At 65.2% G+C, this 21,811-nt stretch carries 22 protein-coding genes and 1 riboswitch; of the genes, 12 read left to right on the top strand and 10 right to left on the bottom strand.

What is annotated here, in order from left to right:
* Positions 1 to 17: 17 nt before the first annotated feature.
* A complete protein-coding gene (locus tag ASD31_RS04525; RefSeq protein WP_056329981.1) occupies positions 18 to 929 on the bottom strand; it encodes a bifunctional GNAT family N-acetyltransferase/nucleoside diphosphate kinase regulator in 912 nt (303 codons plus the stop codon).
* A gap of 189 nt (positions 930 to 1,118) precedes the next feature.
* Positions 1,119 to 1,238, top strand: a riboswitch (TPP riboswitch).
* Positions 1,239 to 1,277: 39 nt separating this feature from the next.
* On the opposite strand from ASD31_RS04525, the gene thiB reads away from it, so the two are divergent.
* From thiB to ASD31_RS04505, 4 genes are all read left to right on the top strand, one after another.
* On the top strand, positions 1,278 to 2,288 hold the full coding sequence (gene thiB, locus ASD31_RS04520; protein WP_056329979.1) for a thiamine ABC transporter substrate binding subunit: 1,011 nt from the start codon (positions 1,278 to 1,280) through the stop codon (positions 2,286 to 2,288).
* A 242-nt stretch (positions 2,289 to 2,530) separates the two neighbouring features.
* Positions 2,531 to 4,147 (top strand): thiamine/thiamine pyrophosphate ABC transporter permease ThiP, encoded by a 1,617-nt coding sequence (gene thiP, locus ASD31_RS04515; protein WP_056330068.1) that lies wholly within the window; start codon positions 2,531 to 2,533, stop codon positions 4,145 to 4,147.
* On the top strand, positions 4,134 to 4,877 hold the full coding sequence (gene thiQ, locus ASD31_RS04510) for a thiamine ABC transporter ATP-binding protein (RefSeq protein ID WP_056329976.1): 744 nt from the start codon (positions 4,134 to 4,136) through the stop codon (positions 4,875 to 4,877). Before thiP ends, thiQ begins: the two co-directional genes overlap by 14 nt.
* Before the next feature lie 306 nt (positions 4,878 to 5,183).
* Positions 5,184 to 6,689: a M48 family metalloprotease gene (locus ASD31_RS04505; protein ID WP_156392509.1), complete on the top strand. Its 1,506-nt coding sequence runs from the start codon at positions 5,184 to 5,186 to the stop codon at positions 6,687 to 6,689.
* Between the two features lie 91 nt (positions 6,690 to 6,780).
* Here the strand turns inward: ASD31_RS04505 and ASD31_RS04500 are convergent, their stop codons facing one another.
* Positions 6,781 to 7,152: a VOC family protein gene (locus ASD31_RS04500; RefSeq protein ID WP_056329969.1), complete on the bottom strand. Its 372-nt coding sequence runs from the start codon at positions 7,150 to 7,152 to the stop codon at positions 6,781 to 6,783.
* Between the two features lie 284 nt (positions 7,153 to 7,436).
* Positions 7,437 to 8,300, bottom strand: a complete 864-nt coding sequence (locus ASD31_RS04495; RefSeq protein WP_056329966.1) for an RNA polymerase factor sigma-32 — start codon at positions 8,298 to 8,300, stop codon at positions 7,437 to 7,439.
* A gap of 487 nt (positions 8,301 to 8,787) precedes the next feature.
* On the opposite strand from ASD31_RS04495, the gene ASD31_RS04490 reads away from it, so the two are divergent.
* A complete protein-coding gene (locus ASD31_RS04490; RefSeq protein WP_056329963.1) occupies positions 8,788 to 9,294 on the top strand; it encodes a GNAT family N-acetyltransferase in 507 nt (168 codons plus the stop codon).
* Positions 9,295 to 9,328: 34 nt separating this feature from the next.
* Here the strand turns inward: ASD31_RS04490 and ASD31_RS04485 are convergent, their stop codons facing one another.
* A complete protein-coding gene (locus ASD31_RS04485; RefSeq protein WP_244483758.1) occupies positions 9,329 to 9,943 on the bottom strand; it encodes a hypothetical protein in 615 nt (204 codons plus the stop codon).
* A 154-nt stretch (positions 9,944 to 10,097) separates the two neighbouring features.
* Between ASD31_RS04485 and ppa the strand changes: the two genes are divergently transcribed.
* Entirely contained in the window at positions 10,098 to 10,631 is a 534-nt protein-coding gene (ppa, locus tag ASD31_RS04480; RefSeq protein ID WP_056329960.1) for an inorganic diphosphatase, read from the top strand.
* 307 nt (positions 10,632 to 10,938) lie between these two features.
* On the opposite strand, the gene ASD31_RS04475 is transcribed toward ppa, so the two are convergent.
* Complete coding sequence (locus tag ASD31_RS04475) at positions 10,939 to 11,232, bottom strand: YggT family protein (protein WP_156392508.1); 294 nt, start codon at positions 11,230 to 11,232, stop codon at positions 10,939 to 10,941.
* 132 nt (positions 11,233 to 11,364) lie between these two features.
* Between ASD31_RS04475 and ASD31_RS04470 the strand changes: the two genes are divergently transcribed.
* Positions 11,365 to 12,600 carry an MFS transporter gene (locus tag ASD31_RS04470; RefSeq protein ID WP_056329958.1) on the top strand — a complete coding sequence of 412 codons (1,236 nt, stop codon included), beginning with the start codon at positions 11,365 to 11,367 and terminating at the stop codon, positions 12,598 to 12,600.
* Between the two features lie 16 nt (positions 12,601 to 12,616).
* Here ASD31_RS04470 and ASD31_RS04465 read toward each other — a convergent pair whose 3' ends face one another.
* The 5 genes from ASD31_RS04465 to hemC form a co-directional block, all read right to left on the bottom strand.
* Entirely contained in the window at positions 12,617 to 13,102 is a 486-nt protein-coding gene (locus ASD31_RS04465) for a TerB family tellurite resistance protein (protein ID WP_056329955.1), read from the bottom strand.
* A 28-nt stretch (positions 13,103 to 13,130) separates the two neighbouring features.
* Positions 13,131 to 14,810: a heme biosynthesis protein HemY gene (locus ASD31_RS04460; RefSeq protein ID WP_056329951.1), complete on the bottom strand. Its 1,680-nt coding sequence runs from the start codon at positions 14,808 to 14,810 to the stop codon at positions 13,131 to 13,133.
* 10 nt (positions 14,811 to 14,820) lie between these two features.
* On the bottom strand, positions 14,821 to 16,203 hold the full coding sequence (locus tag ASD31_RS04455) for a COG4223 family protein (RefSeq protein WP_056329948.1): 1,383 nt from the start codon (positions 16,201 to 16,203) through the stop codon (positions 14,821 to 14,823).
* Positions 16,204 to 16,355: 152 nt separating this feature from the next.
* Positions 16,356 to 17,093, bottom strand: a complete 738-nt coding sequence (locus ASD31_RS04450) for a uroporphyrinogen-III synthase (RefSeq protein WP_082520408.1) — start codon at positions 17,091 to 17,093, stop codon at positions 16,356 to 16,358.
* 4 nt (positions 17,094 to 17,097) lie between these two features.
* A complete protein-coding gene (gene hemC, locus ASD31_RS04445; RefSeq protein WP_056329944.1) occupies positions 17,098 to 18,027 on the bottom strand; it encodes a hydroxymethylbilane synthase in 930 nt (309 codons plus the stop codon).
* A 73-nt stretch (positions 18,028 to 18,100) separates the two neighbouring features.
* Here hemC and tsaD point away from each other — a divergent pair, with 73 nt between their 5' ends.
* The 5 genes from tsaD (at position 18,101) to ASD31_RS04420 (ending at position 21,808) form a co-directional block, all read left to right on the top strand.
* On the top strand, positions 18,101 to 19,198 hold the full coding sequence (tsaD, locus tag ASD31_RS04440; protein WP_056329941.1) for a tRNA (adenosine(37)-N6)-threonylcarbamoyltransferase complex transferase subunit TsaD: 1,098 nt from the start codon (positions 18,101 to 18,103) through the stop codon (positions 19,196 to 19,198).
* On the top strand, positions 19,195 to 20,190 hold the full coding sequence (locus ASD31_RS04435; protein ID WP_056329939.1) for an NAD(P)H-dependent glycerol-3-phosphate dehydrogenase: 996 nt from the start codon (positions 19,195 to 19,197) through the stop codon (positions 20,188 to 20,190). Before tsaD ends, ASD31_RS04435 begins: the two co-directional genes overlap by 4 nt.
* 29 nt (positions 20,191 to 20,219) lie before the next feature.
* A complete protein-coding gene (locus ASD31_RS04430; protein WP_056329936.1) occupies positions 20,220 to 20,513 on the top strand; it encodes a YciI-like protein in 294 nt (97 codons plus the stop codon).
* A 2-nt stretch (positions 20,514 to 20,515) separates the two neighbouring features.
* On the top strand, positions 20,516 to 20,947 hold the full coding sequence (locus tag ASD31_RS04425; protein WP_056330056.1) for an EVE domain-containing protein: 432 nt from the start codon (positions 20,516 to 20,518) through the stop codon (positions 20,945 to 20,947).
* Positions 20,948 to 21,163: 216 nt separating this feature from the next.
* A complete protein-coding gene (locus ASD31_RS04420; RefSeq protein ID WP_056329935.1) occupies positions 21,164 to 21,808 on the top strand; it encodes a class I SAM-dependent methyltransferase in 645 nt (214 codons plus the stop codon).
* Positions 21,809 to 21,811 lie beyond the last annotated feature (3 nt).

Here is a 21,811-nt window from a genome sequence, read left to right as displayed (position 1 = left end):
GGTTTTATACAGTGCGACTAGAGATGAAGATCGCCAGATGATTCCGGTTGGTAGATCACCTTCTCGATCAGAATGCGTCGCGTACGATCCGCGACCATCCAGTCGACGGCAGCGCCTTCCTGATAACCCAGGATCGCTGTGCCGATGTCGGAGAAGACGGAGAGTTTCCGATCGCGCGCGTCGGCGTCTTGCGGATAGACAAGAGCGACTTCCTGTTTTTCTTCGTCGAGATGCAGCACGACCCTCGAATTCATTGTCACGACATCGCCTTCGACGTGCTGAGGATCAACGACAATGGCTCTCTCGATCTCATGTTCAAGCTCGACAATTGCCGCCCCTTCCTCGAACGCCATCAGGCTCTGGAGGCGGGCCTTGTCGATCTCGGTGATATGGATTCCGGTCGAATCCGCCATTGCGCCTTCGCGCAGGAGCTGGAGGTAACGGCCAGCGGTCATCGACAGCGAATTGAGCGTCGGCGTTTCGCGTTGGAGATGAAAGCCGCAGCGCTCGAACCCCTTCAGCGAGCGCGTATTGTCCGGGTGGATTTTGGCGATGACGTTTTCGGCGCGCATGCCGAGGAAAGCGAGCTTCAGACCTTCCCGAATGGTGCTCCCGCCAAGCCCTTGCCCCCAGTTGTCATGGTCTCCGACAACCAGGACGATTTCACAGTCGGCGCCTGTCTTGACCAGGCGGACGAAGCCGACGGGGGTATCGGTTCTATCGCAAGCGATGAAGAAACGGCCGCCTTGATTGAACAGATGCGTCAGGATGGGCATCTGCGCTCGATCGGCGGCCTGTGCGATGAACCGGGAGACGCTGCTTGAATCGCTCAGGTAGCGCGTGACGCGTTCGTCTTCCATCCAGTTCATCAGGGTGAATGCGTGCGTTCGGGTGATTTCCGGACGCAGGGAAATAAAAGGCTTGTTCATCTTCGCCACCTTGGTCGCAAGAATGAAAGCCTGTCACGGTCGCTGCCGTGCTGGTTCTTTCGGGTCAGTGCTGAGATCGGAAGGTTCATCTTAGCAAAGATCCAGCCCTAAAGGCCAGAGAGAACCGCTTGCGCAGGCGTGCCTCCACCATATCCCCTTGCCAAGCATTTCACCGGCGGCTAAATCTCAGTTGATCTAACGGGGTGCCGTTCGTCTTTTTGTGAGGCGGGCGGCTGAGAGGCTGTTGCAGGCCAACCCGAAGAACCTGATCCGGTTTGTACCGGCGGAGGGATTAGACGGCACGTTTCAGCGCCCTATTCCCAATTTTCGGATTTGAAGGAGGCGCTGATGCGCAAGGCATTCATTTCACTTTTCGCGGCTGTGGCCGCCATTGCTGCGTCGACCGGTGCTCGCGCCGAAGACAAGGTACTGACGGTCTATACCTATGAGAGCTTTACCGGCGAATGGGGGCCGGGCGCCAAGGTGGCCGAAGCCTTCGAGAAGAGCTGCGGCTGCAAGGTCGAGTATGTCAGCGTCGCCGATGGCGTCGAGCTCCTGACGCGGCTGAAGCTGGAAGGGGCGTCCTCCAAGGCCGATATCGTGCTCGGGCTCGATACCAACCTGATTGCCGAGGCCAAGGCGACCGGGTTCTTCGTGCCGCATGGCGTCGATCTCTCGGCGGTCAAGGTGCCCGGCGGCTTCTCCGACGCGGATTTCGTCCCCTATGATTACGGCCATTTCGCCGTGGTCTACGACACGCAGGCGATGAAAGAGCCGCCGAAAAGCCTCAAGGAACTGGTGGAGGGCGACCCCAGCCAGAAGATCGTCATCGAGGATCCGCGCACTTCGACGCCGGGGCTTGGGCTGCTGCTCTGGGTGAAATCGGTCTATGGCGAGGAAGCGGGCGCCGCCTGGGCCAAGCTCAAGGACCGGGTGCTGACCGTCACGCCCGGCTGGTCGGAGGCTTATGGCCTGTTCACCAAGGGTGAGGCGCCGATGGTGCTCTCCTATACGACCTCGCCCGCCTATCACATGATCTCGGAAAATACCGATCGCTACCAGGCGGCTCCCTTCTCCGAAGGCCACTATATCCAGATCGAAGTGGCCGGGATCACCAAGAGCGCCAAGGACCCGGCGCTGGCCAGGGACTTTCTTTCCTTCGTGGTCGGGCCGCAGTTCCAGTCTATCATCCCCACGACCAACTGGATGATGCCGGTGGCGGAGGGGCAGGATGCCTTGCCGGAGGCTTTTTCGAAGCTGGTCGTTCCGGAAAAGACATTTCTGATGTCGTCCGACGAGGTGGCCGCCAACCGCAAGGCCTGGATCGACGAGTGGATTTCGGCGATGAGCGGCAAGTGAGGGGCGCTGAGCGAGGCCCCTCATCCGCCCTGTCGGGCACCTTCTCCCCGCAGGCGGGGAGAAGGGATGTGCGGCACCCTCTATCGTGATGATCGACCTCTGTCGTCCCCTCTCCCCGCAGGCGGGGAGAGGGCTAGGGTGAGGGGCTTGGCTCCCCGCCTGCGGAAACAGGGTCAGGTGAGAGGCTTGGCGAGCGCATCGGAAGTTTGAAGGCAGGGATGATCAATCGCATCGAGCGACGTCTGACATTTGCAGCCGGGGCGCTTTGCCTTGGCGGTATCGTGCTGTTCGTCGGTCTGGCGGCGGGGGCGCTTCTGGCTTTCGATGAACCGGGGTCGGCGAGCGGTGATGCGCTGTTCGATGCCTATGTCTGGCGCGTTGCCCGCTTCACGCTGCTGCAGGCGACGCTTTCCACGCTCCTGTCGATCCTGCTTGCCATTCCCGTTGCCCGGGCGCTTTCGCGGCAGGGAGCGTTTTTCGGGCGCGTCTGGGTGGTGCGGCTGATGGCGCTGCCGCTCGGCCTGCCGGCGTTGGTCGCGGCCCTCGGGCTGATCGGGATCTGGGGGCGGCAGGGGGCGCTGAACGGGCTGCTTGCCCATCTTGGCCTCGACCAGCCGGTGAGCATCTACGGGCTTTCCGGCATTCTTCTGGCGCATGTGTTCTTCAACATGCCGCTCGCCGTGCGGCTGATGCTGGCGGGGCTTTCGCGCATTCCCGGCGAATACTGGCTGGTCGGCGCCAATCTCGGCATGTCGCCGCTGTCACTGTTCCGCTTCGTCGAATGGCCGGTGATCCGGGGGCTTCTGCCGGGGATTGCCGGGCTTATCTTCATGCTCTGCGCCACCAGCTTCACGCTGGTGCTGACGCTTGGCGGCGGGCCGGCGGCCAGCACGATCGAGGTGGCGATCTACCAGGCGCTGCGCTTCGATTTCGATCCGCCGCGGGCCATTGCGCTTTCGCTGCTGCAGATCGCCATGACCGGCGCGCTGCTCGTCGTGCTCAAGCTTTTGACGCCGAAGCCGGAGGAGGGACGCGGCAGCGGGCGCCGGGTACGCCGCTTCGATGGCCGCAACGGGCCGGGCCGGATGGGCGACCACGCGATGATCGGGCTTGCTGTGCTGTTCGTCCTCCTGCCGCTCGGCTCGGTGGTTGCGTCGGGCCTGCGCGCCGACATGATCGGGCTGGCCGGCGATCCGCTGGTGCGGCGGGCGCTCGTGACCAGCCTTGCCATTTCGCTGGTCTCGGGGCTTTTGAGCGTCTGTTCGACGGCGGTGATGATCCGCACCCGGCAGATGCTGCTTCGGCCGCGCCAGGTGGCGAGGGGAGACCGGCTTTTCGCCGGCGGCATCGCGATGAGCGCCTCGCTGGTGCTTTTGGTGCCGCCGGTGGTGCTGGGAGCCGGCTGGTTCCTGCTGTTGCGGCCGCTCGGCGATGTCGCGCGGTTTGCGCCGGCGCTTGTCGTCCTCATCAACATGCTGATGGCGTTGCCCTTCGTCTACCGGGTGCTGGAGCCGGCGATGGAGAGCCATTTTGCGCGCACCGGCCGGCTTGCCGAAAGCCTGGGGCTCAACGGCTGGCACCGGCTGCGGTTCATCGACTGGCCGCGGCTGAAACGGCCGGGGCTGATGGCGCTGTCCTTTGCCTGCGCGCTGTCGCTCGGCGATCTCGGCGCGGTGGCGCTGTTCGGTTCGCAGGATATGGTGACGTTGCCCTGGCTTCTCTACAGCCGCATGGGCAGCTACCGTTCGACCGATGCCGCCGGGCTGGCGCTGTTTCTCGGCACGGTCTGCCTGCTTTTGACGATCGCCGGCACGCCATCGGCCCGCAACGACCAAAGGAGACCGGATGACGCCGGCTGAGACTGAGATCGCCATTCGCCTTGCGGATGTGGTGGTGAGCTTCGACAGGACGAGGCTTGCCTTCGACTGCGCCATCGGCCGCGGCGAGGTGGTTGCCGTCACCGGCCCCTCCGGCTCCGGCAAATCGACGCTGCTCAACCTGATCGCCGGCTTCGAGCAGCCGGACAGCGGCCGGGTGGACATCCTTGGCGCGGACGTTGCCGGGAGCGGGCCGGCCGAGCGGCCGGTTTCGGTGATCTTCCAGGAGCACAATCTGTTCTCCCATCTCGATGTCGGCACCAATATCGGGCTTGGCCTTCATCCGGGGCTCAGGCTCGGCGTCAAGGATCGCGCCCGGATTGCCGGCGCGCTCATGCGCGTCGGGCTCGACGGCTTCGGCAAGCGCATGCCGCCGACGCTTTCGGGCGGCGAGAGGCAGCGCGTCGCCGTGGCGCGGGCGCTGGTGCGCCGCCGGCCAATCCTTTTGCTCGACGAGCCCTTCGCGGCGCTCGATCCGGGCTTGCGGACCGGCATGGGCGACCTTTTGATCGATCTCCATCGCCAGGAGAACAACACGATCCTGATGGTCACCCACCATCCGGACGACGTGGCGAGGCTGGCCGACCGGGTGCTGTTCCTCGATGAGGGCCGCATTCTTCTCGATGCCCCAACGCAGACCTTCCTTGCGCGCACCGATATTCCGGCTATCGCCCGCTTCCTCGGCAAGGAGCAAGGGGCCGGCCTGCCATAATTTGAACGCCGGTGCATGCGAGGGCGCTGCGCGGGCTGGCGAGGGCGCTGCGCAGGCAGCGGCCTTAGGCGGTGTTGCGTTGCGGGGATATCACGGGCCGGGGAATTCTCGGCGCCGGAGGGCGGAACATAAGCGTGATCGGCACGGATGCTCTAGGCACGCATGGCGCGAATAGGGTAGATGAGAGCCATTGCGGAAACGGCCGGCGCACCTATGTAGACGGCTGCGAGGCAGAGCATGTTTCCATGGAGGCGGACCATGGGGACGGGCCGGGGACGGCCCGGAAGACTGGAAACGAGCTGAGGCATGACGACAAGGACAGACATGGATCCGCAATCGACGGAAAGACGCCCTGGCCGCCGCGCCGCTGCCGTCCTTTTCGGCGCCCTGCTCCTGTCGGGATGCCAGTCGGTGATCGAGCAGACCTATGAGCCGAGCGTCGCGCCGTCGGACAATCCGCAGATCGTTGCCGAAGTCCAGAAGAACGATCCGCGCGCGCAGGTGGGCGCCCGCGAACATCCGCGCATCGTTGCAAGCTATGGCGGCGAGTACAAGGATGCCAAGACCGAGCGGCTGGTGGCGCGCATCGCCGGCGCCCTGACGGCGGTCTCGGAAAATCCCAGCCAGTCCTATCGCATCACCATTCTCAATTCGCCGGCGATCAACGCCTTTGCCCTGCCGGGCGGCTATCTCTATGTGACACGCGGCCTTCTGGCGCTTGCCAACGACGCCTCGGAAGTGGCGGCGGTGCTTTCCCATGAAATGGCCCATGTGACGGCCAATCACGGCATAGAGCGCCAGCAGCGCGAGGAGGCGGAGGTTATCGCCAGCCGCGTCGTCACCGAGGTTCTCTCCAGCGATCTTGCCGGCAAGCAGGCGCTGGCGCGCGGCAAGCTGAGGCTTGCGGCCTTTTCGCGGAACCAGGAATTGCAGGCCGACGTGATCGGCGTGCGCATGCTGGGCGAGGCGGGTTACGACCCCTATGCGGCGGCACGCTTCCTCGATTCCATGGCCGCCTATAGCCGGTTTTCCTCGGTCGATCCGGATGCGGACCAGAGCCTCGACTTCCTGTCCAGCCATCCGAGCGCGCCGCAGCGCGTCGATCTTGCCCGCCGTCATGCGCGCGCCTTCGGCCCGGAGGGAACGAACGGCGATCGCGGGCACGAGTATTATCTCGCCGGCATAGACGGGTTGCTCTATGGCGACAGCCCGCAGGAGGGCTATGTGCGCGGCCAGACCTTCCTGCACGGTGCGCTTGGCATCCGTTTCGACGTGCCGGCCGGGTTCCAGATCGACAACAAGGCCGAAGCGGTGCTGGCGACCGGCCCGGGCGAGATCGCCGTGCGCTTCGACGGTGTCGCCGACAAGCAGCGCCGCAGCCTCACCGATTATATCGCCAGCGGCTGGGTCACCGGCCTCAAACCGGACACGATCCGCGCCATCACCATCAACGGCCTGCCGGCGGCAACGGCCCGCGCCTCGGCCGAGCAATGGGATTTCGACGTGACGGTGATCCGCATCGACACGCAGATCTACCGGTTCCTGACGGCCGTGCCGAAGGGCGCCTCAAGCCTCGAGCCCACAGCCAATGTGCTGAAGGCCTCGTTCCGCCGGATGACGGCGCAGGAGGCGGCGGCTCTGAAGCCGCTGCGCGTGCGCGTCGTCACCGCCCGGCCGGGCGATAGCCTCGCCACGCTGTCGGCGCGGATGATGGGAACCGATCGCAAGCTCGACCTCTTCCGCCTGATCAATGCCATGCAGGTGACCTCGGCCGTGCGGCCGGGCGACAAGGTCAAGATCATTTCGGAATAATTGCGGCGAAAGCCCGGGCTTGCCGTCTTCCTCTCGGAGAAGGAAGGCGCGCCGTTACGCGCCCTGTCTTTTCATCGGTGCACCATGACGTTTATTCCCAGGCGCCCTGCCTGGCGTTGACCAGGTGGACGACGGATGCCGGCGCGGAAATCCAGTAGCCGTCAAAGCCCTCTCCCAGATCCTCGATCTCGTCGCAGCGCGCCACGCCCGCCTCAGACAGGATGCGGGCCGCGTCCGCCGTGTCGTCGGTGACGATCTCCAGCCAGAGTTCCGCCTGGCTCATGCCGGGCACCTTGTCGATCCAGAGATTGTTGGGGCCGAACTTGAACCCGACGGCATCGCCCTGCGGCCCGCCTGTCGGCTCAAGCCCCAGCACGTCGCGGTAGAAGCGGACCATCGCATCATGCTGGTGCGGGGGACATTTCAGGGCGATATTCTTTCCCCCTTCGAAGCTTGCGGTCATCGTCTTCCTCCTTACGCCGGCGGTTTTCTTTGAGGTCGGGGCGTTCCGGCAATGCCCGACCCCGAGCACCGGCAACATATGTTATAAAAATATAACACGTCAAGCCGAACGAGGAGGGCGCCGAGGGAGGATGGACGAAGGGCGAGGGATGGAAGACGGCGGCGGGCACCCGGATAGGGAAGCGGATGGCGCCTCGATACGGATGCGCAACAAACCTGCCGCCGAACTGCGAGGTTGCGGCAAGCGTTTAACGGGTGGGGTTCGACAGCGAGCCGTCTACCGCATCAATGATGCATCGCGAGCACCGGAGCCTCGGCGACGAGGGCGACCTTGAGCTTTTCGAGCGCGCGGGTCTCGATCTGGCGGACGCGCTCCTTGGAAATGCCGAGATGGGTGCCCAGTTCCTCGAGCGTGGCACTGTCTTCCGACAGGCGGCGGGCGCTGATGATCTTCATTTCGCGCTCGTTCAGCTTGCACAGCGCATGGCTGAGCCAGGTGCGCCGGCGTTCCTGGTCGATCATTTCGGAGACCTGTTCATCGGGCAGCGGTGCGTCGCAGGCAAGCAGGTCGAGCCTTTCGCCGCTTTCGGAATCGGAGGACGAGATCGGCGCCTGCAAGGAGGCATCGTTGCCGGAAAGCCGGGCATCCATGGTCTGCACGTCGGCAAGGCTGACGCCGAGGGCCACGGAAATCTCCTCGTGCACGGCGCGCGCCGTCAGCTGCCGGTCGCCCTGGGCAAGCTTGGCGCGCAGGCGGCGCAGGTTGAAGAACAGCGCCTTCTGCGCCGAGGAGGTGCCGCCGCGCACGATCGACCAGTTGCGCAGTACGTAATCCTGCATGGAGGCGCGGATCCACCAACTGGCATAGGTGGAAAAGCGAACCTCGCGGCTTGGCTCGAAGCGGGCGGCGGCCTCCAGAAGGCCGATATGCCCCTCCTGCACGAGATCGCTCATCGGCAGGCCGAAATTGCGGAATTTCGATGCCATGGAGATGACCAGGCGCATATGGGCCATGGCGATCTTGTTGCGGGCCTCCTGGTCGTTGTGATCCTTCCAGGCCAGCGCCAGCGCCTGTTCCTCATGGCGCTCCAGATAGGGAGCGGCCATGGCGATCTTGATCATGCGCCTGTCTGCAGAGAGGGTTTTCATCGGCTACTCCATGACGGGCACAGGGCGTGCCGCTAACGATAAGTCGATCGGGTCTTTCGGGTTTCCGCCGCCCCATGCTTGACCGGCGGCGGCAATGCCCTACTTCCGTTTGAGAAGACCGGAGCCCGAGGGGCCGCGGTGCCCGACCTCATCCGCTAGATTGCGCATGGGTCGGACGTGTTCAAACGCGCAGACCCATGCGAAAGTTCCCGTCCCGCTATGTTTTATTTGCGGGCGTCTTGTCGCGTCTGTACGGGTGCGGTGGCGGCCGGGCGGCGGCGGCAAATTTCCGCCATTCCGCCCCGGGCCGGCCCCGGGCCGGAATTCAAGCCGCAGTTTGTTGTGCGGCACTGCTTTTGGTGCTTGCCGGGAAAATTAAAAAAGCGTTAAAATTTCCGCGTTCTCCCCATAAGTTGCCTGTGAGTTAACAACTTCGCGGGGCCTTGGCGGGATTCCTGTTTGTACGGCATCGGGCTAGAGTAGCGTCATGAAGACATTATCCATCGAGGTCCGACCGGGCGAGCCGAGGGACGCCGTGTCCATCTCGGAGGTGCATCGCGTCGCCTGGCTGCAGGCCTATGGCGGGCTCATTCCGCACAGGCCGCTGACCCAGATGGTGCACCGGCGCGATCATGCCTGGTGGCGCAAGGCGACGCGAGGTCCCGCCACGCTGCTGGTGATCGAGGTTGCCGGCGTCATCGCCGGCTATGCGACGCTCGGCCTTAACCGGGCACGGTCCTTGCCGCAGGAAGGCGAGGTCTATGAAATCTACCTGCGCCCCGAATATCAGGGCATCGGCCTTGGCCGCATCCTGTTCGGCGAGGCGAAGAGCCTCCTGAAATCGCTCGGCTGCCAAGGGCTCGTCGTCTGGTGCTTGGAGGACAGCCACCATGCCGACCGCTTCTTCCGCATGGCCGGCGGCCGCGACATCTGCGAGGGCATGGAGGATTTCGGCGAGAAGAACCTGAAGAAGATCGGCTATGTCTGGGACTGAGAGGGACTGATCCGCCGGGGATTCTCGCCCGGTCTCATTGCGGCAGGGAACGGGTCGGATCGGTCGCCAGCGGTCCCTTCGTGCCGTGATAGGCGGGCCGGTCGGTGCCGCATCGAAAATCGCCTGCTTGCGTATCGGCGATCCGGCGGGCGATGAGATTGGGCTGCGGATTGGCCAGCGCATCGACATAGCCGGCAACGCAGCCTTCCTTCTCCTTGTCCGCCACTTTCGAGACGACCAGTACCTGGCCCCGGAACGCCGGCGAGGATTCGCCGGTTGCCGGATCGGCGTTGAAGATGAACCAGCGCAGGATGGCCGCGATCGGCTTGCCGCCGGGGCCGAGCCGCCATTCGATCCTGTCTCCCGCGGTATTGAAGGGGCCGAAACTCTCGAATGCGCCGTCGATATAGGCCGCGCCGGGATGACCATAGAGAACGCTCTGGCGCAGGTCGCCCTCCTTGAGATAGACCGGATGATCCTCCCATCCCCGGCATTTCAGCAATATGAAGCCACCCTCGGCATTGTCTGGCGAAAGCCGTTCGCAGCGGTCGGTATCGAGATCGGTATAGGCGCTGTCATTGGCGTGTCCGGGCACCGGCGCCAGAAGGATGGCGATGAGCGGGACAAGCACGATGCGGGCGATGGGCATGGCGCCTCTCCTCCTGACCGACCATGGCCGGCGTCGTCGACGAACCGGCCAGCTTCCATCATTGCAAATTCCGGGCCGCGGCGAAAGGCATGTTGCGTTGCGGCAGTTTTCCCTTTATCGCACTGGCCATCCAACACTGMCCCCTGGGGGACACATGCGTATTGATGCAATTTCCATCGGCAAGAACCCGCCGGAAGATGTCAACGTGATCGTCGAGGTTCCGGTCGGCGGTCATCCGATCAAGTACGAGATGGACAAGGAGGCCGGCACCCTGGTGGTCGATCGCTTCCTCTATACGCCGATGACCTATCCGGGCAATTACGGCTTCGTGCCGCATACATTGTCGGAGGATGGCGATCCGATCGACGTGTTGATCGCCTCGACCCGGCCGCTGGTTCCCGGCTGCGTCATCAATGTGCGGCCGATCGGCGTGATGATGATGGAAGACAATTCCGGCAAGGACGAAAAGGTCATCGCCGTTCCGAACTATCACCTTACCAAGCGCTACGACAAGGTGAAGGACTATACCGACCTGCCGGAAATCACCCTGCAGCAGATCGAGCATTTCTTCGAACACTACAAGGACCTGGAGCCCGGCAAATGGGTGAAGATCTACGGCTGGAAGGAAGCTTCCGTCGCCCAGCAGCTGATCGTCGAAGCCATCGAGCGCGCCAAGGCGGCGAAGTAGGACGGCTGCTCGTTTATCGCGGCTTTTGAGTTCGGGGAGGCTTTACCCCCCTGTGTCGGCGACGCCGACATCTCCCCCTCAAGGGGGGAGATGGGCCGCTAGCTTTGTGCCCACATGGGAAAAGAATGATCTCCCCCCTTGAGGGGGAAATGTCACGAAGTGACAGAGGGGGGGTAAAGCCTCCGCGTTCTCGGTCTGCCGCCGTTCTCCGGATAAGAGCCGGCCCATCCTTCGTATCATCCTGCCAAAAGAAAACCTCCGGATCGTGTCGATCCGGAGGTTTTTTGTTCGTGCTCGCTGGGTCGCCTCAGGAAAGCAGTGCTGCGGCGATGGTGGTGTTGAGCAGGTACCAGATGAAATAGAGGATCACCAGAACCACCAGCGGCGACAGGTCGACGCCGCCCATATTCGGCAGCAGCCGGCGGATCGGCCGGTAGAGCGGCTCGGTCAGCTGGTAGAGCGAGCGGCCGATCATGTTGATCGCCTGGTTGTTGACGTTGATGATGTTGAACGCATAGAGCCAGGAAAAGATGGCCGAGGCGATGATCAGGAACCACGCGATGTTGATGATGAAATTCAGGGTCGCAATGACAGCAAGCATGCCGGTCTCCAATTCGTTGTCGACAGACATGTAGACATTGACGAACAAACCGGCAAGTCCGCGCTTGGCGCAGGGCGGAATCATGTTTAATAGGCGCCTGTCTTCCCGTTGCTCCTCGCGAAAGTTCGCCGAATGTCCGTCTACCAGCATGCCGACCGGTTTGCCGCCTTCCGGCATCGGTCCTATGCCCGCTTCTTCTTCGCGCGTTTCCTTGCCTCCTTCGCGATCCAGATCATCAGCGTCTCGGTGGGATGGCAGATGTACGCGCAGACGCAGAACACGCTCTATCTCGGCCTGATCGGCCTGTTCCAGTTCCTGCCGTCGCTCGCCCTGATCCTCATTACCGGCTCGGTGGCCGATCGCTATTCGCGGCGGGCGATTGCGGCGATCTGCATGGTGGTCAGCGCGTTCTGTGCTCTTGCGCTGCTGGCCCTGACGGTGGCGGACGCGTTTTCGCCCTGGCCGGTCTTTGCCATCCTGATCGTCTTCGGCATCGAGCGCGCCTTCATGGCGCCGGCGGTGCAATCTCTGGCACCCAATCTGGTGCCAGCCAAGGATCTTTCCAATGCGATCGCCTGGAACTCCTCCTCCTGGCAGACGGCCGCAATTCTCGGCCCGGTCGCCGGCGGCCTGCTCTACGGGCTCGACGCGGTCGTCGCCTATTCGGTGGCGCTTGCCTTCCTCGTCCTCTCGTCGATCCTCATCGTGATGATCGAAAAGCCGGCGCAGCACAGCCTTACCGAGGCACGCGACTGGGCCTCGGTGCTGGCGGGCTTCAAGTTCATCCGCACCGAGAAAGTGGTGCTCGGCGCCATTTCGCTCGATCTCTTCGCCGTGCTGCTCGGCGGCGCCGTGGCGCTGATGCCGGTCTTTGCCAGCGAGATCCTGGTGCTCGGGCCGCTTGGCCTTGGATTGCTGCGCGCGGCACCGGGGATCGGCGCCATCTTCGTGGCGGTGACGCTGGCCGCCTATCCGATCCGCCACAATGCCGGCACGCTGATGTTTGCGGGCGTTGCGCTGTTCGGCGTGGGCACGGTGATTTTCGGCCTGTCCGAGGTCGCCTGGCTGTCGATCGCGGCGCTGATGCTGATGGGCGGCGCCGACATGATTTCGGTCTATGTGCGCGAGACGCTGATTGCGCTGTGGACGCCGGATGCGGTGCGCGGCCGGGTCAATGCGGTCAACATGGTCTTCGTCGGCGCATCCAACGAGCTCGGCGAATTCCGGGCGGGAACCATGGCCCATTTCTTCGGCGCGGTGCCGGCGGTGCTGATCGGCGGGGTCGGAACGCTTGCCGTCGCGGTCATCTGGGCGCTCGGCTTTCCGCAATTGCGCAAGATCGATTCGCTGGAAGCGCCGGAGCGCTGATATCAGTGCGCCTGCCCTATTTTTCGGGCGCGGTGCCCGTCTCTTCCGACGCGTCGAGCCCGGCGGCTACTTCCTGGCGCTTGATGATCCGGTCGCGGCCGGAGACGCCGAGCAGGTCGGCGATCCGCCAGATCACGTGGTCTTCCATCTCGCTGCGCCGGCCATCGGCATAGGCGATCTCCCAGAGCATGCCGACGAGATCGATCCGCTGTTCCTCGGAGAGGTTCCGCTTGATATCGGAGGTGAAGCGGAAGAAATCGATGGCCTGGCTTTCGGCCGTCTGGCCGGCGGCGATCAGCGCGTCGAGTGCGGCATCGTCGAGCCGGTAATGATCCTTGATCATCGCCCGCACCTTGCGGCGTTCCTTCGGGTCGGTCTCGCCATCGGCCTCCATGACCTGGATGCAGAGCGCCATGACGGCGACGCGAGGATCATCGGCCGCGATCGGCGCGGCGCCGTTGCCGGTCAGGCTGTCGAGAAAGATACGAAAACGATCGAACATGCGGCTCCGTCGGATAAGAGGTTGCGGTTCAGAACAGGCGGAAACTGGTTTTTTCCGTTGGTTTCACGTCCTGTCGGACGCCGGGATCGTCGGGCGGCCGGCCGAAGAAGGGTTCGACCACGGGTTCGTCCTTCTTGCGAACTTCCGGCCTGGTTTCACCAGGCGTCTTCGGTTCGGACGGCGTCTTCGGCTCGACGGGCACGGTCTGGGGCACGATGACGGATTCCGTCGGGGCCGGCACGGCGATGGTCTCGACGGCGGGTTCGTCGGGCGCCGGTGCGGTCTCTACGACATGATGGGGGACTGCCGGGCGGGGCCTGTCCGGTTCCCGCTCCGGCTGGTGAGCGATCGCCACCGGCGGCAGGCTGCGGATTGCCTCCTCGGCGGCATCGATGCCGCCTTCCTCGATCGGGCCGGCGACCTGAGCGACCGGCTGCTTCCATTCGAAGGCATCGAGCCTGCCGCTGACCGGGGAGACCGGCAGCCATTCGGGCGCGGTCACCCCATCGGCGGTCCAGGCCGGATCGGGCGGGCTTTTCAGCGCCTGGTTCATCCAGTGGCGGATACGGCCGTCGTCGCCGGTATCGGCTTCCTCGATATCGGCGAGCAGAAGGAAGATGCTTTCGCTCGGCTGGCTGCGAGCGGCGGCTTCCGCCTTGGCGCGGGCAAGCGACAGTTCGCGGGCCTCGAGCGCGCTTTCGGCCACGGCAGCGAGCGCCACCGGATTGTTCGGCCGCATGGCTTCCAGCTTGTTGGCGCGCTTCAGCCGGTCGAGCGCCGAATCCCCCGAGCGGGCCCGCACATAAAGGCTGGCGACTTCGGGATGCGGCTCCTGCTTCCAGAGCTTTTCGAGAATGCTGGCGGCTTTGCGCAGATTGTCCTCGCGAAATAGCGCCTTTGCGGCGACAAGGCCGGCCGGCACGAGATCCTCGGCCAGTTTCAGCGCCGCCAGCGCATCGTCGCGGGCACCCTTCGGATCGGATTCGAGCTTATCCTGGGCGCGGGCGGTCAAGAGCACGGCCTTCTTGCGGTCGGCGTCCTTGCGGTCGATCACATGGCCGGCGCGGCCCTGGTCGAGAAGGCGGATGGCCTCGTCCCACTGGCCGGTGCGGCTGCGGTCCTCCAGTGCGGCCAGCGTCGCCCAGGGCAGATGCGGCGCCTTGTCGGCGGCGCGCTTGGCATATTGCCGGGCCGCCTCGTCGGCGCCCAGCCGCTTGGCCTCCAGATAGAGGCCGCGCAGGCCGAGTTCCCGGGTCTCGGGATCGTCGGCCATCAGTTCGAACTTCTGGCGGGCCTCGTCATGCTTGCCTTCGAGCAGGGCGGTCTGCGCCTCCAGCACATGGATCAGCGGTTCCTGGTCGGCGCTGAGCAGGCCACGGGTGCGGGCGGTCATCTTGCGCGCCAGGGCCGCATCGCCGGCGCCGGCGGCGATCAGCCCGGTCGACAATGCCTGGTAGCCGCGATCACGCTTGCGGGCGCGGAAATAGCGCGACAGCGAATGCGGCGACAGCCAGAGGGTGCGGACAAGCCAGACGAGGATGAGCAGGGCGGCGATCAGCGAAACCAGAAGGGTGGCCGCCACCATCAGGCTCATCTCGATGCGGCTTCCCTGCCAGATCAGCGACAATTCGCCGGGGCGATCGGCCAGCCAGGCAAAGCCGGCGCCGAGGGCGAGAATGACGAGAACGTAGAACAGAATGCGGATCATCAATTCTTCCTCAGCCCTGGTTGGAGCCCTGCCTGGTCGTCATGGCGCCGGAAACCGCGCCGTCGATCAGGCCTTCGACGCGAATGCGCTGGTCCAGCTTGTTCTTGAAATCGGTGCCTGCCGCCTTGGCCGGGTCGGGCAGGGTCTCCCATTCCAGGCTCGCGCCCTTCAGGTCGCCATTGGCAAGCTTGTCTTCGATGCGGGCGATGACGGCCGACGGACCTTCGCCCTCGACGCTGCCGACCGGGCGGACGCGGATGGCGGAGGAGGCGCTGTCGACCAGGCGTCCGAAAATTCCCTGGTCGGGGTCCTTCTGTTCGGCGGCGTCGAGCATGGCATCGGCGGCCGCCGGGAAGGTTCGGGCGAGATCGGCGCGCGAGACGACGCCGGTCGCGGCATCGCCGGCAAGGCCGGACACCGCCGGATCGTCGGCGGCGATGCTTTTCAGCGCGTCGAGCTCGGCCAGGAAGGGGCCGCCACGATCGATCGCCGTCTTCAGCGCCGTCACCGCCACGGCGCGGGCGAGCTGCACGTCGCTTGCCGGCTCATCGATCTTCTTCTCGGCCGCCTCGATGCGGGTCGAAAGTTCGGATCGCTCCGTCTCCGCCGATTGCCTGAGATCGGCAAGGGTGGATTTCAGCGTGGCGATCTCGCTCGTGAGATTGGTGACCTCGGCCTCCAGGCCGGAAACATCTGCCGAGGCTCCGCTATCGGCCGGCTGCTGTTCCAGCGCTGCCAGCCGGGTTTCGATCGGCTGCAGATCGACGGGTGCCGGGGCAGTGGCGGGCGTCTCGGCAAGTTGGGTCTTGATCGCCTCGATCTCGCCCACAAGGCTCTGTTCGGTGGCGCTGTTGGCGCCGCCCGGACCAAGCGCCGGCAGGACGCCGGCATATTGCAGGCCGCCGGCGGCGAGAAGGGCGACAAGGCCGCCGAGAATGCCGGCCGCAAGGGCACCGGACGCGGAGGCGCCGCGCTGTTCGACGGTGGTGGAACGGGCAGGCTCGGCCGAGGCCGGCTCCTCGGTGAAGGCGGACGCAGCATCCGCGCTGCGCTCGTCGGGCGTGGCGTTGCCGGAAACGGGGTCGCCAGAAACGGAGTCGGCGGAAGCGGGACTGGGCGAATCGTAGCCGGGCGAAACGGGGTCGGAAGAAGCCGGGCCCGAGGAGGCTGGGCTTTGGGAGACAGGTTCGTCTCGAACGGCTTCGGCATCCCCGGCTTCTGTCGCGAAGGCGTCAGGCGGCGTTGCCGCGTTTACGGCGGCGTTGGATGGGGTTTCGCGCGGGCTGTCGCCGGCCGCGCCCGCATCCTGCGCCTCGGAGGAATTGGCCTCCAGGTCGATCGTCAACGGCTGCTGATCGGCTTTCGAACGGCGCGGCGGCTTTTCCGGTCCCATGGTGATCTTTCCCGTCTCGCATGAACGTCAAGGCTAATGTTCTAAACCTAGAGACCGCGCGCGGATAGGGAAAGCCCCCGGGCGACAATTCCTTTTCACCGGCCTCGGTCGACGATCGGGAATCCGTGCCGAGGGGCGGTCGGCACGGTGGATCAGAGCAGGGAAAACAGGCTGTCTTCGCTGGGCTCCGCCGCGACGGCGACGGGATGGCCCGGTGGGATGGCGGCGGCGACATGATCGCTGAGGCAGAGCATGCGGATGCCGCGAAACATCGAAGGGTTTTCCAAGTCGTTTTCCTGGCCGCAGAGCGTAAAGAACCGGCTGGCGGTCTCCTGCGAATAGAACAGGATGGTGTCCGGTCGGCGCGTTTCGAACAGGTTTGCGACCTCGCCCGGTGCCCTGGGGATCGGCGACATGCCGTAGACCTCCACCGCCCGGCAGGCAATGCCCGCCTGTTGCAGGATGTCCTCGAAATCGGGCGAGCGCGGCAGGCGGGCGAGATAGACGAGCGAGACGGGGCTTTTTGTCGCGGCTTGGGTCTCGATGACCAGCCGGGCCAGCCCCTTTCCGGTGCCGGGGCCGGCGATGACGGTTCGAAAGCCGAGATCGGCGGCGGCTTGCGCCGTCGCCTGGCCGACGCAGAAGATCGGCGTATCAAGATGCGGCAAAAGCTCCGCCCGGTTCGGCGCAAGCGCGTGGACCGCCTGGGCGCTGGTCACGGCAAGGGCGGTGTGCGGCAGGGACAGCGCCGCAAGCGCCGCTTGCGGCCGGTGGGCCGCCTGCATCACCGGCAGGAGGATGGGGTGATGGCCGAGCGCTTCCAGCCGTGCCGCCGTCGTCACTGCCGCCGGTTGCGGCCGGGTGACGAGGATGCGCAGGGGCTTGAGCATGGGCTCAGACCCAGCTTGCGAAGAAGTCCGGGCCGGCCTGGCCGCGAATATCCTCGCCTGCCTGTCTGCCGATCTTCTCGGCCTCGCTGGACCGGCCCTCGGCGGTAATCCGGTAGTGCAGGCTGCCGTCCGGGGTCAGGATCATGCCGGTGAAGCGCAGGGCGCCGCCCTCGGAGACGGCATAGCCGGCGATCGGGGTGCGGCAGGAGCCGTCGAGCGCTTCGAGGAAGGCGCGCTCGCAGGTCACCGCCTCATGGGTCTCGGCATGGTCGACCGCCGCAAGCAGCGTGTTGATCCTCTCGTCGCCGACGCGGCTTTCGATGCAGATGGCGCCTTGCGCCGGGGCCGGCGGAAAGCCCTCGGGATCAAGCAGTTCGGTGGGGACATGGTCCTTGCCGAGCCGCTTCAGGCCGGCAAAGGCGAGCAGCGTCGCATCGACCTGGCCTTCCGCAAGCTTGCGCAGCCGCGTATCGACCTGGCCGCGGAAGATGACGACCTCGATATCCGGGCGCAGTCGCCGGATCAGCGCCTGGCGGCGCAGCGAGGAGGAGCCGACCACAGCACCTTTCGGAAGGTCCATGAGTGTCGGCGCGGTGCGGCCGATAAAGGCGTCGCGGGGGTCTTCCCGCGGCAGATAGGCGGACAGGAACAGGCCGTCGGGCAGTTTGGTCGGCATGTCCTTGGAAGAATGGACGGCGATATCGAGGCCGCCGGAGAGCAGCAGATCCTCGATTTCCTGGGTGAACAGGCCCTTGCCGCCGATCTGCGCCAGCGAGCGATCGGTGATCCGGTCGCCCATCGTGGACAGGACGACGATCTCGAACATTTCGGCCGGCAGGCCATGAGCGGCCATCAGCCGGTCGCGCGCCTCATGGGCCTGCGCGAGCGCCAGCGGGCTGCCCCGCGTGCCGATCCGGAAAGGTTTTGTTTGCATCCGCTGCCATCCGTTGTTACCGGAGTTCCCTGTATCCGCCTTTCCCCGCGACCGCAACATTCGAGCAACGGCCATGTCCGCGCCCATCCGCATCCTCGGCATAGAAACAAGCTGCGACGAAACCGCCGCTTCCGTGGTGCTGCGCGACGAGGACGGACGTGGCGAGATCGCCAGCGACGTGGTGCTGAGCCAACTGGAGGAACACAGCCTCTATGGCGGCGTCGTGCCGGAAATCGCCGCCCGCGCCCATGTCGAAGCGCTCGATACGCTGATCGAGGAAGCGCTTTCGCGCGCCGGCGTCACGCTTGCGGACGTGGATGCGATCGCCGCCACCAGCGGCCCCGGCCTGATCGGCGGGCTGCTCGTCGGGCTGATGACCGGCAAGGCGATCGCCAGGGCTGCGGCAAAACCGCTCTATGCCATCAACCATCTGGAAGGCCACGCGCTGACGGCGCGTCTGACCGACGGGCTTTCATTTCCCTATCTGATGCTGCTCGTTTCCGGCGGCCATACGCAATTGATCCTTGTGCGCGATATCGGCGTCTACGAGCGCTGGGGCACCACCATCGACGACGCGCTGGGCGAGGCCTTCGACAAGACGGCCAAGCTTCTGGGCCTGCCCTATCCGGGCGGACCGGCGGTGGAAAAGGCGGCTAGACAGGGCGATCCGCAGCGGTTTTCCTTCCCGCGTCCGCTGGTGGGCGAGGCGCGGCTCGATTTTTCCTTTTCCGGCCTGAAGACCGCGGTGCGGCAAGCGGCGCAGTCGATCGCGCCGGTGAGCGACCAGGATATCGCCGATATCTGCGCCTCGTTCCAGACGGCGATCTCGCGAACCCTGAAAGATCGCATCGGCCGCGGACTGGCGCGCTTCAGCGAGGAATTCGCAGGTGTCGTCGCGGACCCGGCACTGGTGGTGGCCGGCGGCGTTGCGGCCAATCAGGTGCTGCGCGCCACGCTTCAGGATCTGTGCGACCGCAACCGTTTCCGCTTCGTCGCGCCGCCGCTTGAGCTGTGCACCGACAATGCGGCGATGATCGCCTGGGCGGGAGCCGAGCGGCTGGCGGCTGGCCTGCCGGCCGACGAACTCGATGTCGCGCCGCGCTCGCGCTGGCCGCTCGATGCCGATGCCAAGGCGCTGGTCGGCTTTGGCAAGCGGGGAGCGAAGGCATGATGGCGAAAGAACAGGCTGCCGTCGTGGTCATCGGTTCCGGCGCCTTCGGAACGGCGCTTGCCGCCGTTGCCGCCGCCACGGCCAAGCGGCCGGTGACGCTGCTTTGCCGCCGCGAAAGCATCGCCGCTGATTTCAGGCGGACCGGCCGCAACGACAGCGCCCTGCCGGGCATCGACCTGCCGCGTTCATTGCGGGTGTCGAGCGATCCGGCGGTGCTGGAAGAGGCCGGCATCGTGCTACTCGCCATGCCCTCGCAGGCGCAGCGCGCGGCGTGCCGCTCGCTCAACGGGCTGGTCGCCGAAGATGCGGATCTCGTCATCTGCGCCAAGGGCATGGAGCAGGCCAGCGGCCGGCTTCTGACCGACGTGGTCGCGGAGGAGCTGCCGACACACCCGATCGCCGTCCTTTCGGGCCCCGGTTTCGCCGCCGATATCGCCCGGGGCTTGCCGACCGCCATGGTGGTTGCCGCCGCCGATCTCGCGCGCGCCACGGCTCTCGCCGAAGCCCTGTCCGGCACGAGCTTTCGGCTCTATCCCTCGACTGATCGGACCGGCGTGCAGTTGGGCGGCGCGCTGAAGAACGTGCTGGCGATTGCCTGCGGCATCGTCGAAGGCGCCGGGCTCGGCGATTCCGCCCGCGCGGCGCTGATTTCACGCGGACTTGCGGAAATGTCGCGCTTCGTTGCGGCGCGCGGCGGCGAGGCCGACACGGTGCGCGGGCTTTCCGGCCTCGGCGACCTCGTGCTGACGGCGACCAGCCACCAGTCTCGCAATCTGCGCTACGGCATCGCGCTCGGCAAAAGCGGCCGGGCCGGCGAGGCGACGGGCGAACTGGTCGAGGGCGCCTTTGCAGCCTCCGTTGCCGCCAATGTCGCACGGCAGCTCGGTGTCGACATGCCGGTGACCGAAGCGGTCGCGGCCATCATCGAGGGAAAGACCGATGTGGCGACAGCGCTGGAGCAGCTGATGTCGCGGCCGATCACCCAGGAATAGATATCAGGATAAGACCAAGGAGACGAACCATGCTGTTTGCCGTTCTGTGCACAGACAAGCCGAATGCCCTGCAGGTGCGGATGGATACGCGCCCGGCCCATCTCGACTTTCTCAACGAGCTCAATGCCAAGGGCGTGCTCGGTTTCGCCGGGCCGTTTCTCGACGCGGCCGGCAAGCCGGACGGTAGCCTGGTGGTGATCCGGGCGGAGACGGCGGAAGAGGCCGGCGCCATTGCCGCCGCCGATCCCTATGCCACGGCCGGCCTGTTTTCCAAGGTCGAGATCAGGCCCTGGAACTGGGTCTTCAACAATCCGGAGGCATGATCTTGGCATATTGGCTCTACAAGTCCGAACCGTTCAAATGGTCCTGGGCGATGCAGAAAGACGCCGGTGACAAGGGCACCGAATGGACCGGCGTGCGCAACTACCTGGCGCGCAACCATATGCGGGCCATGCAGATCGGCGACAAGGGCTTCTTCTACCATTCCAACGAGGGGCTGGAGATCGTCGGGATCACCGAAGTCTGCGCGCTGTCGCATCCGGATTCGACAGCGGACGGCGATGCGCGCTGGGACTGCGTCGATATCCGCGCGGTCTGCGACCTGCCGACGCCGATTTCGCTGAAGGAGATCAAGGCCAATCCGAAGTTCGAGACCATGGCGCTGGTCACCTCGATGCGGCTTTCGGTGCAGCCGGTGACCGAGGCGGAGTATCTGGAAATCTGCCGGCTGGGCGGATTGAGCGACCCGCCGCGGTGACCGCAAAAGCCCTCGTCCGGCCTGTCGGCCACCTTCTCCCCGCAGGCGGGGAGAAGGGATGCGTGGCGGGCTTTGTCATTCCTAATAAGATACCGTCATTCTCTTGCAGGAAGCCGGAGTTCGCCGCTTGTCCCTTCTCCCCGTTCACGGGTAGAAGGTGGCCGACAGGCCGGATGAGGGGCTTTTGTGCCATGCGCATCAACCGGAAACCCATCCGTGAAAACCGATCCCGAGACCTTCATCCTGGCGAATACCGAGATCATGGCGCCGCCGCATGTGGCGGAGGTGCGGTTGCATCTGGCGAGCGAGGCGCATGGGCTGTGGCTGAAGACGGAGGAGGAGCTGGAGGAGATCGGCCTGCCGCCGCCGTTCTGGGCCTTTGCCTGGGCGGGCGGGCAGGGGCTGTCGCGGCATCTGCTTGACCATCCCGACCTGGTCGCGGGCAAGCGGGTGTTGGACTTCGCCTCCGGCTCCGGGCTCGTGGCGATCGCCGCCATGAAGGCGGGGGCGGCGTCGGTGCTTGCCGTCGATATCGATCCCTGGGCGGAAACGGCGGTGCGGCTCAATGCGGTGCTGAACGGGGTTAAGGTGTCCTTCGCCTCTGCCGATATCATCGGCGCGGCGCGGGCCGCCGATATCTATCTGGCCGGCGACGTCTTTTACGACAGGGGTTTTGCCGAGCGCCTCATTCCCTGGTTTGCGGCGCTCGCCGCGAAAGGGGCCGAGATCCTGGTTGGCGATCCCGGCCGTGCCTATTGCCCGCGCGAGCGCATGGAGAAACTGGCGACCTATCAGGTGCCGGTGACGCGGGCGCTGGAGGACAGCGAGGTGAAGAGCACCACGGTCTGGCGGTTTTCTTAAACT

The organism is Rhizobium sp. Root482 (genome assembly GCF_001426565.1).
In the GTDB taxonomy this organism is placed as follows: domain Bacteria; phylum Pseudomonadota; class Alphaproteobacteria; order Rhizobiales; family Rhizobiaceae; genus Pararhizobium.
This window is presented reverse-complemented; position numbering and strand designations above follow the sequence as displayed.

Coding starts and splice junctions, on each gene's coding strand:
- ASD31_RS04525 (WP_056329981.1), bottom strand. CDS start 929: ATGAACAAGCCTTTTATTTCCCTGCGTCCGGAAATCACCCGAACGCAC.
- thiB (WP_056329979.1), top strand. CDS start 1,278: ATGCGCAAGGCATTCATTTCACTTTTCGCGGCTGTGGCCGCCATTGCT.
- thiQ (WP_056329976.1), top strand. CDS start 4,134: ATGACGCCGGCTGAGACTGAGATCGCCATTCGCCTTGCGGATGTGGTG.
- ASD31_RS04505 (WP_156392509.1), top strand. CDS start 5,184: ATGACGACAAGGACAGACATGGATCCGCAATCGACGGAAAGACGCCCT.
- ASD31_RS04500 (WP_056329969.1), bottom strand. CDS start 7,152: ATGACCGCAAGCTTCGAAGGGGGAAAGAATATCGCCCTGAAATGTCCC.
- ASD31_RS04495 (WP_056329966.1), bottom strand. CDS start 8,300: ATGAAAACCCTCTCTGCAGACAGGCGCATGATCAAGATCGCCATGGCC.
- ASD31_RS04490 (WP_056329963.1), top strand. CDS start 8,788: ATGAAGACATTATCCATCGAGGTCCGACCGGGCGAGCCGAGGGACGCC.
- ASD31_RS04485 (WP_244483758.1), bottom strand. CDS start 9,943: ATGCCCATCGCCCGCATCGTGCTTGTCCCGCTCATCGCCATCCTTCTG.
- ppa (WP_056329960.1), top strand. CDS start 10,098: ATGCGTATTGATGCAATTTCCATCGGCAAGAACCCGCCGGAAGATGTC.
- ASD31_RS04475 (WP_156392508.1), bottom strand. CDS start 11,232: ATGCTTGCTGTCATTGCGACCCTGAATTTCATCATCAACATCGCGTGG.
- ASD31_RS04470 (WP_056329958.1), top strand. CDS start 11,365: ATGTCCGTCTACCAGCATGCCGACCGGTTTGCCGCCTTCCGGCATCGG.
- ASD31_RS04465 (WP_056329955.1), bottom strand. CDS start 13,102: ATGTTCGATCGTTTTCGTATCTTTCTCGACAGCCTGACCGGCAACGGC.
- ASD31_RS04460 (WP_056329951.1), bottom strand. CDS start 14,810: ATGATCCGCATTCTGTTCTACGTTCTCGTCATTCTCGCCCTCGGCGCC.
- ASD31_RS04455 (WP_056329948.1), bottom strand. CDS start 16,203: ATGGGACCGGAAAAGCCGCCGCGCCGTTCGAAAGCCGATCAGCAGCCG.
- ASD31_RS04450 (WP_082520408.1), bottom strand. CDS start 17,093: ATGCTCAAGCCCCTGCGCATCCTCGTCACCCGGCCGCAACCGGCGGCA.
- hemC (WP_056329944.1), bottom strand. CDS start 18,027: ATGCAAACAAAACCTTTCCGGATCGGCACGCGGGGCAGCCCGCTGGCG.
- tsaD (WP_056329941.1), top strand. CDS start 18,101: ATGTCCGCGCCCATCCGCATCCTCGGCATAGAAACAAGCTGCGACGAA.
- ASD31_RS04435 (WP_056329939.1), top strand. CDS start 19,195: ATGATGGCGAAAGAACAGGCTGCCGTCGTGGTCATCGGTTCCGGCGCC.
- ASD31_RS04430 (WP_056329936.1), top strand. CDS start 20,220: ATGCTGTTTGCCGTTCTGTGCACAGACAAGCCGAATGCCCTGCAGGTG.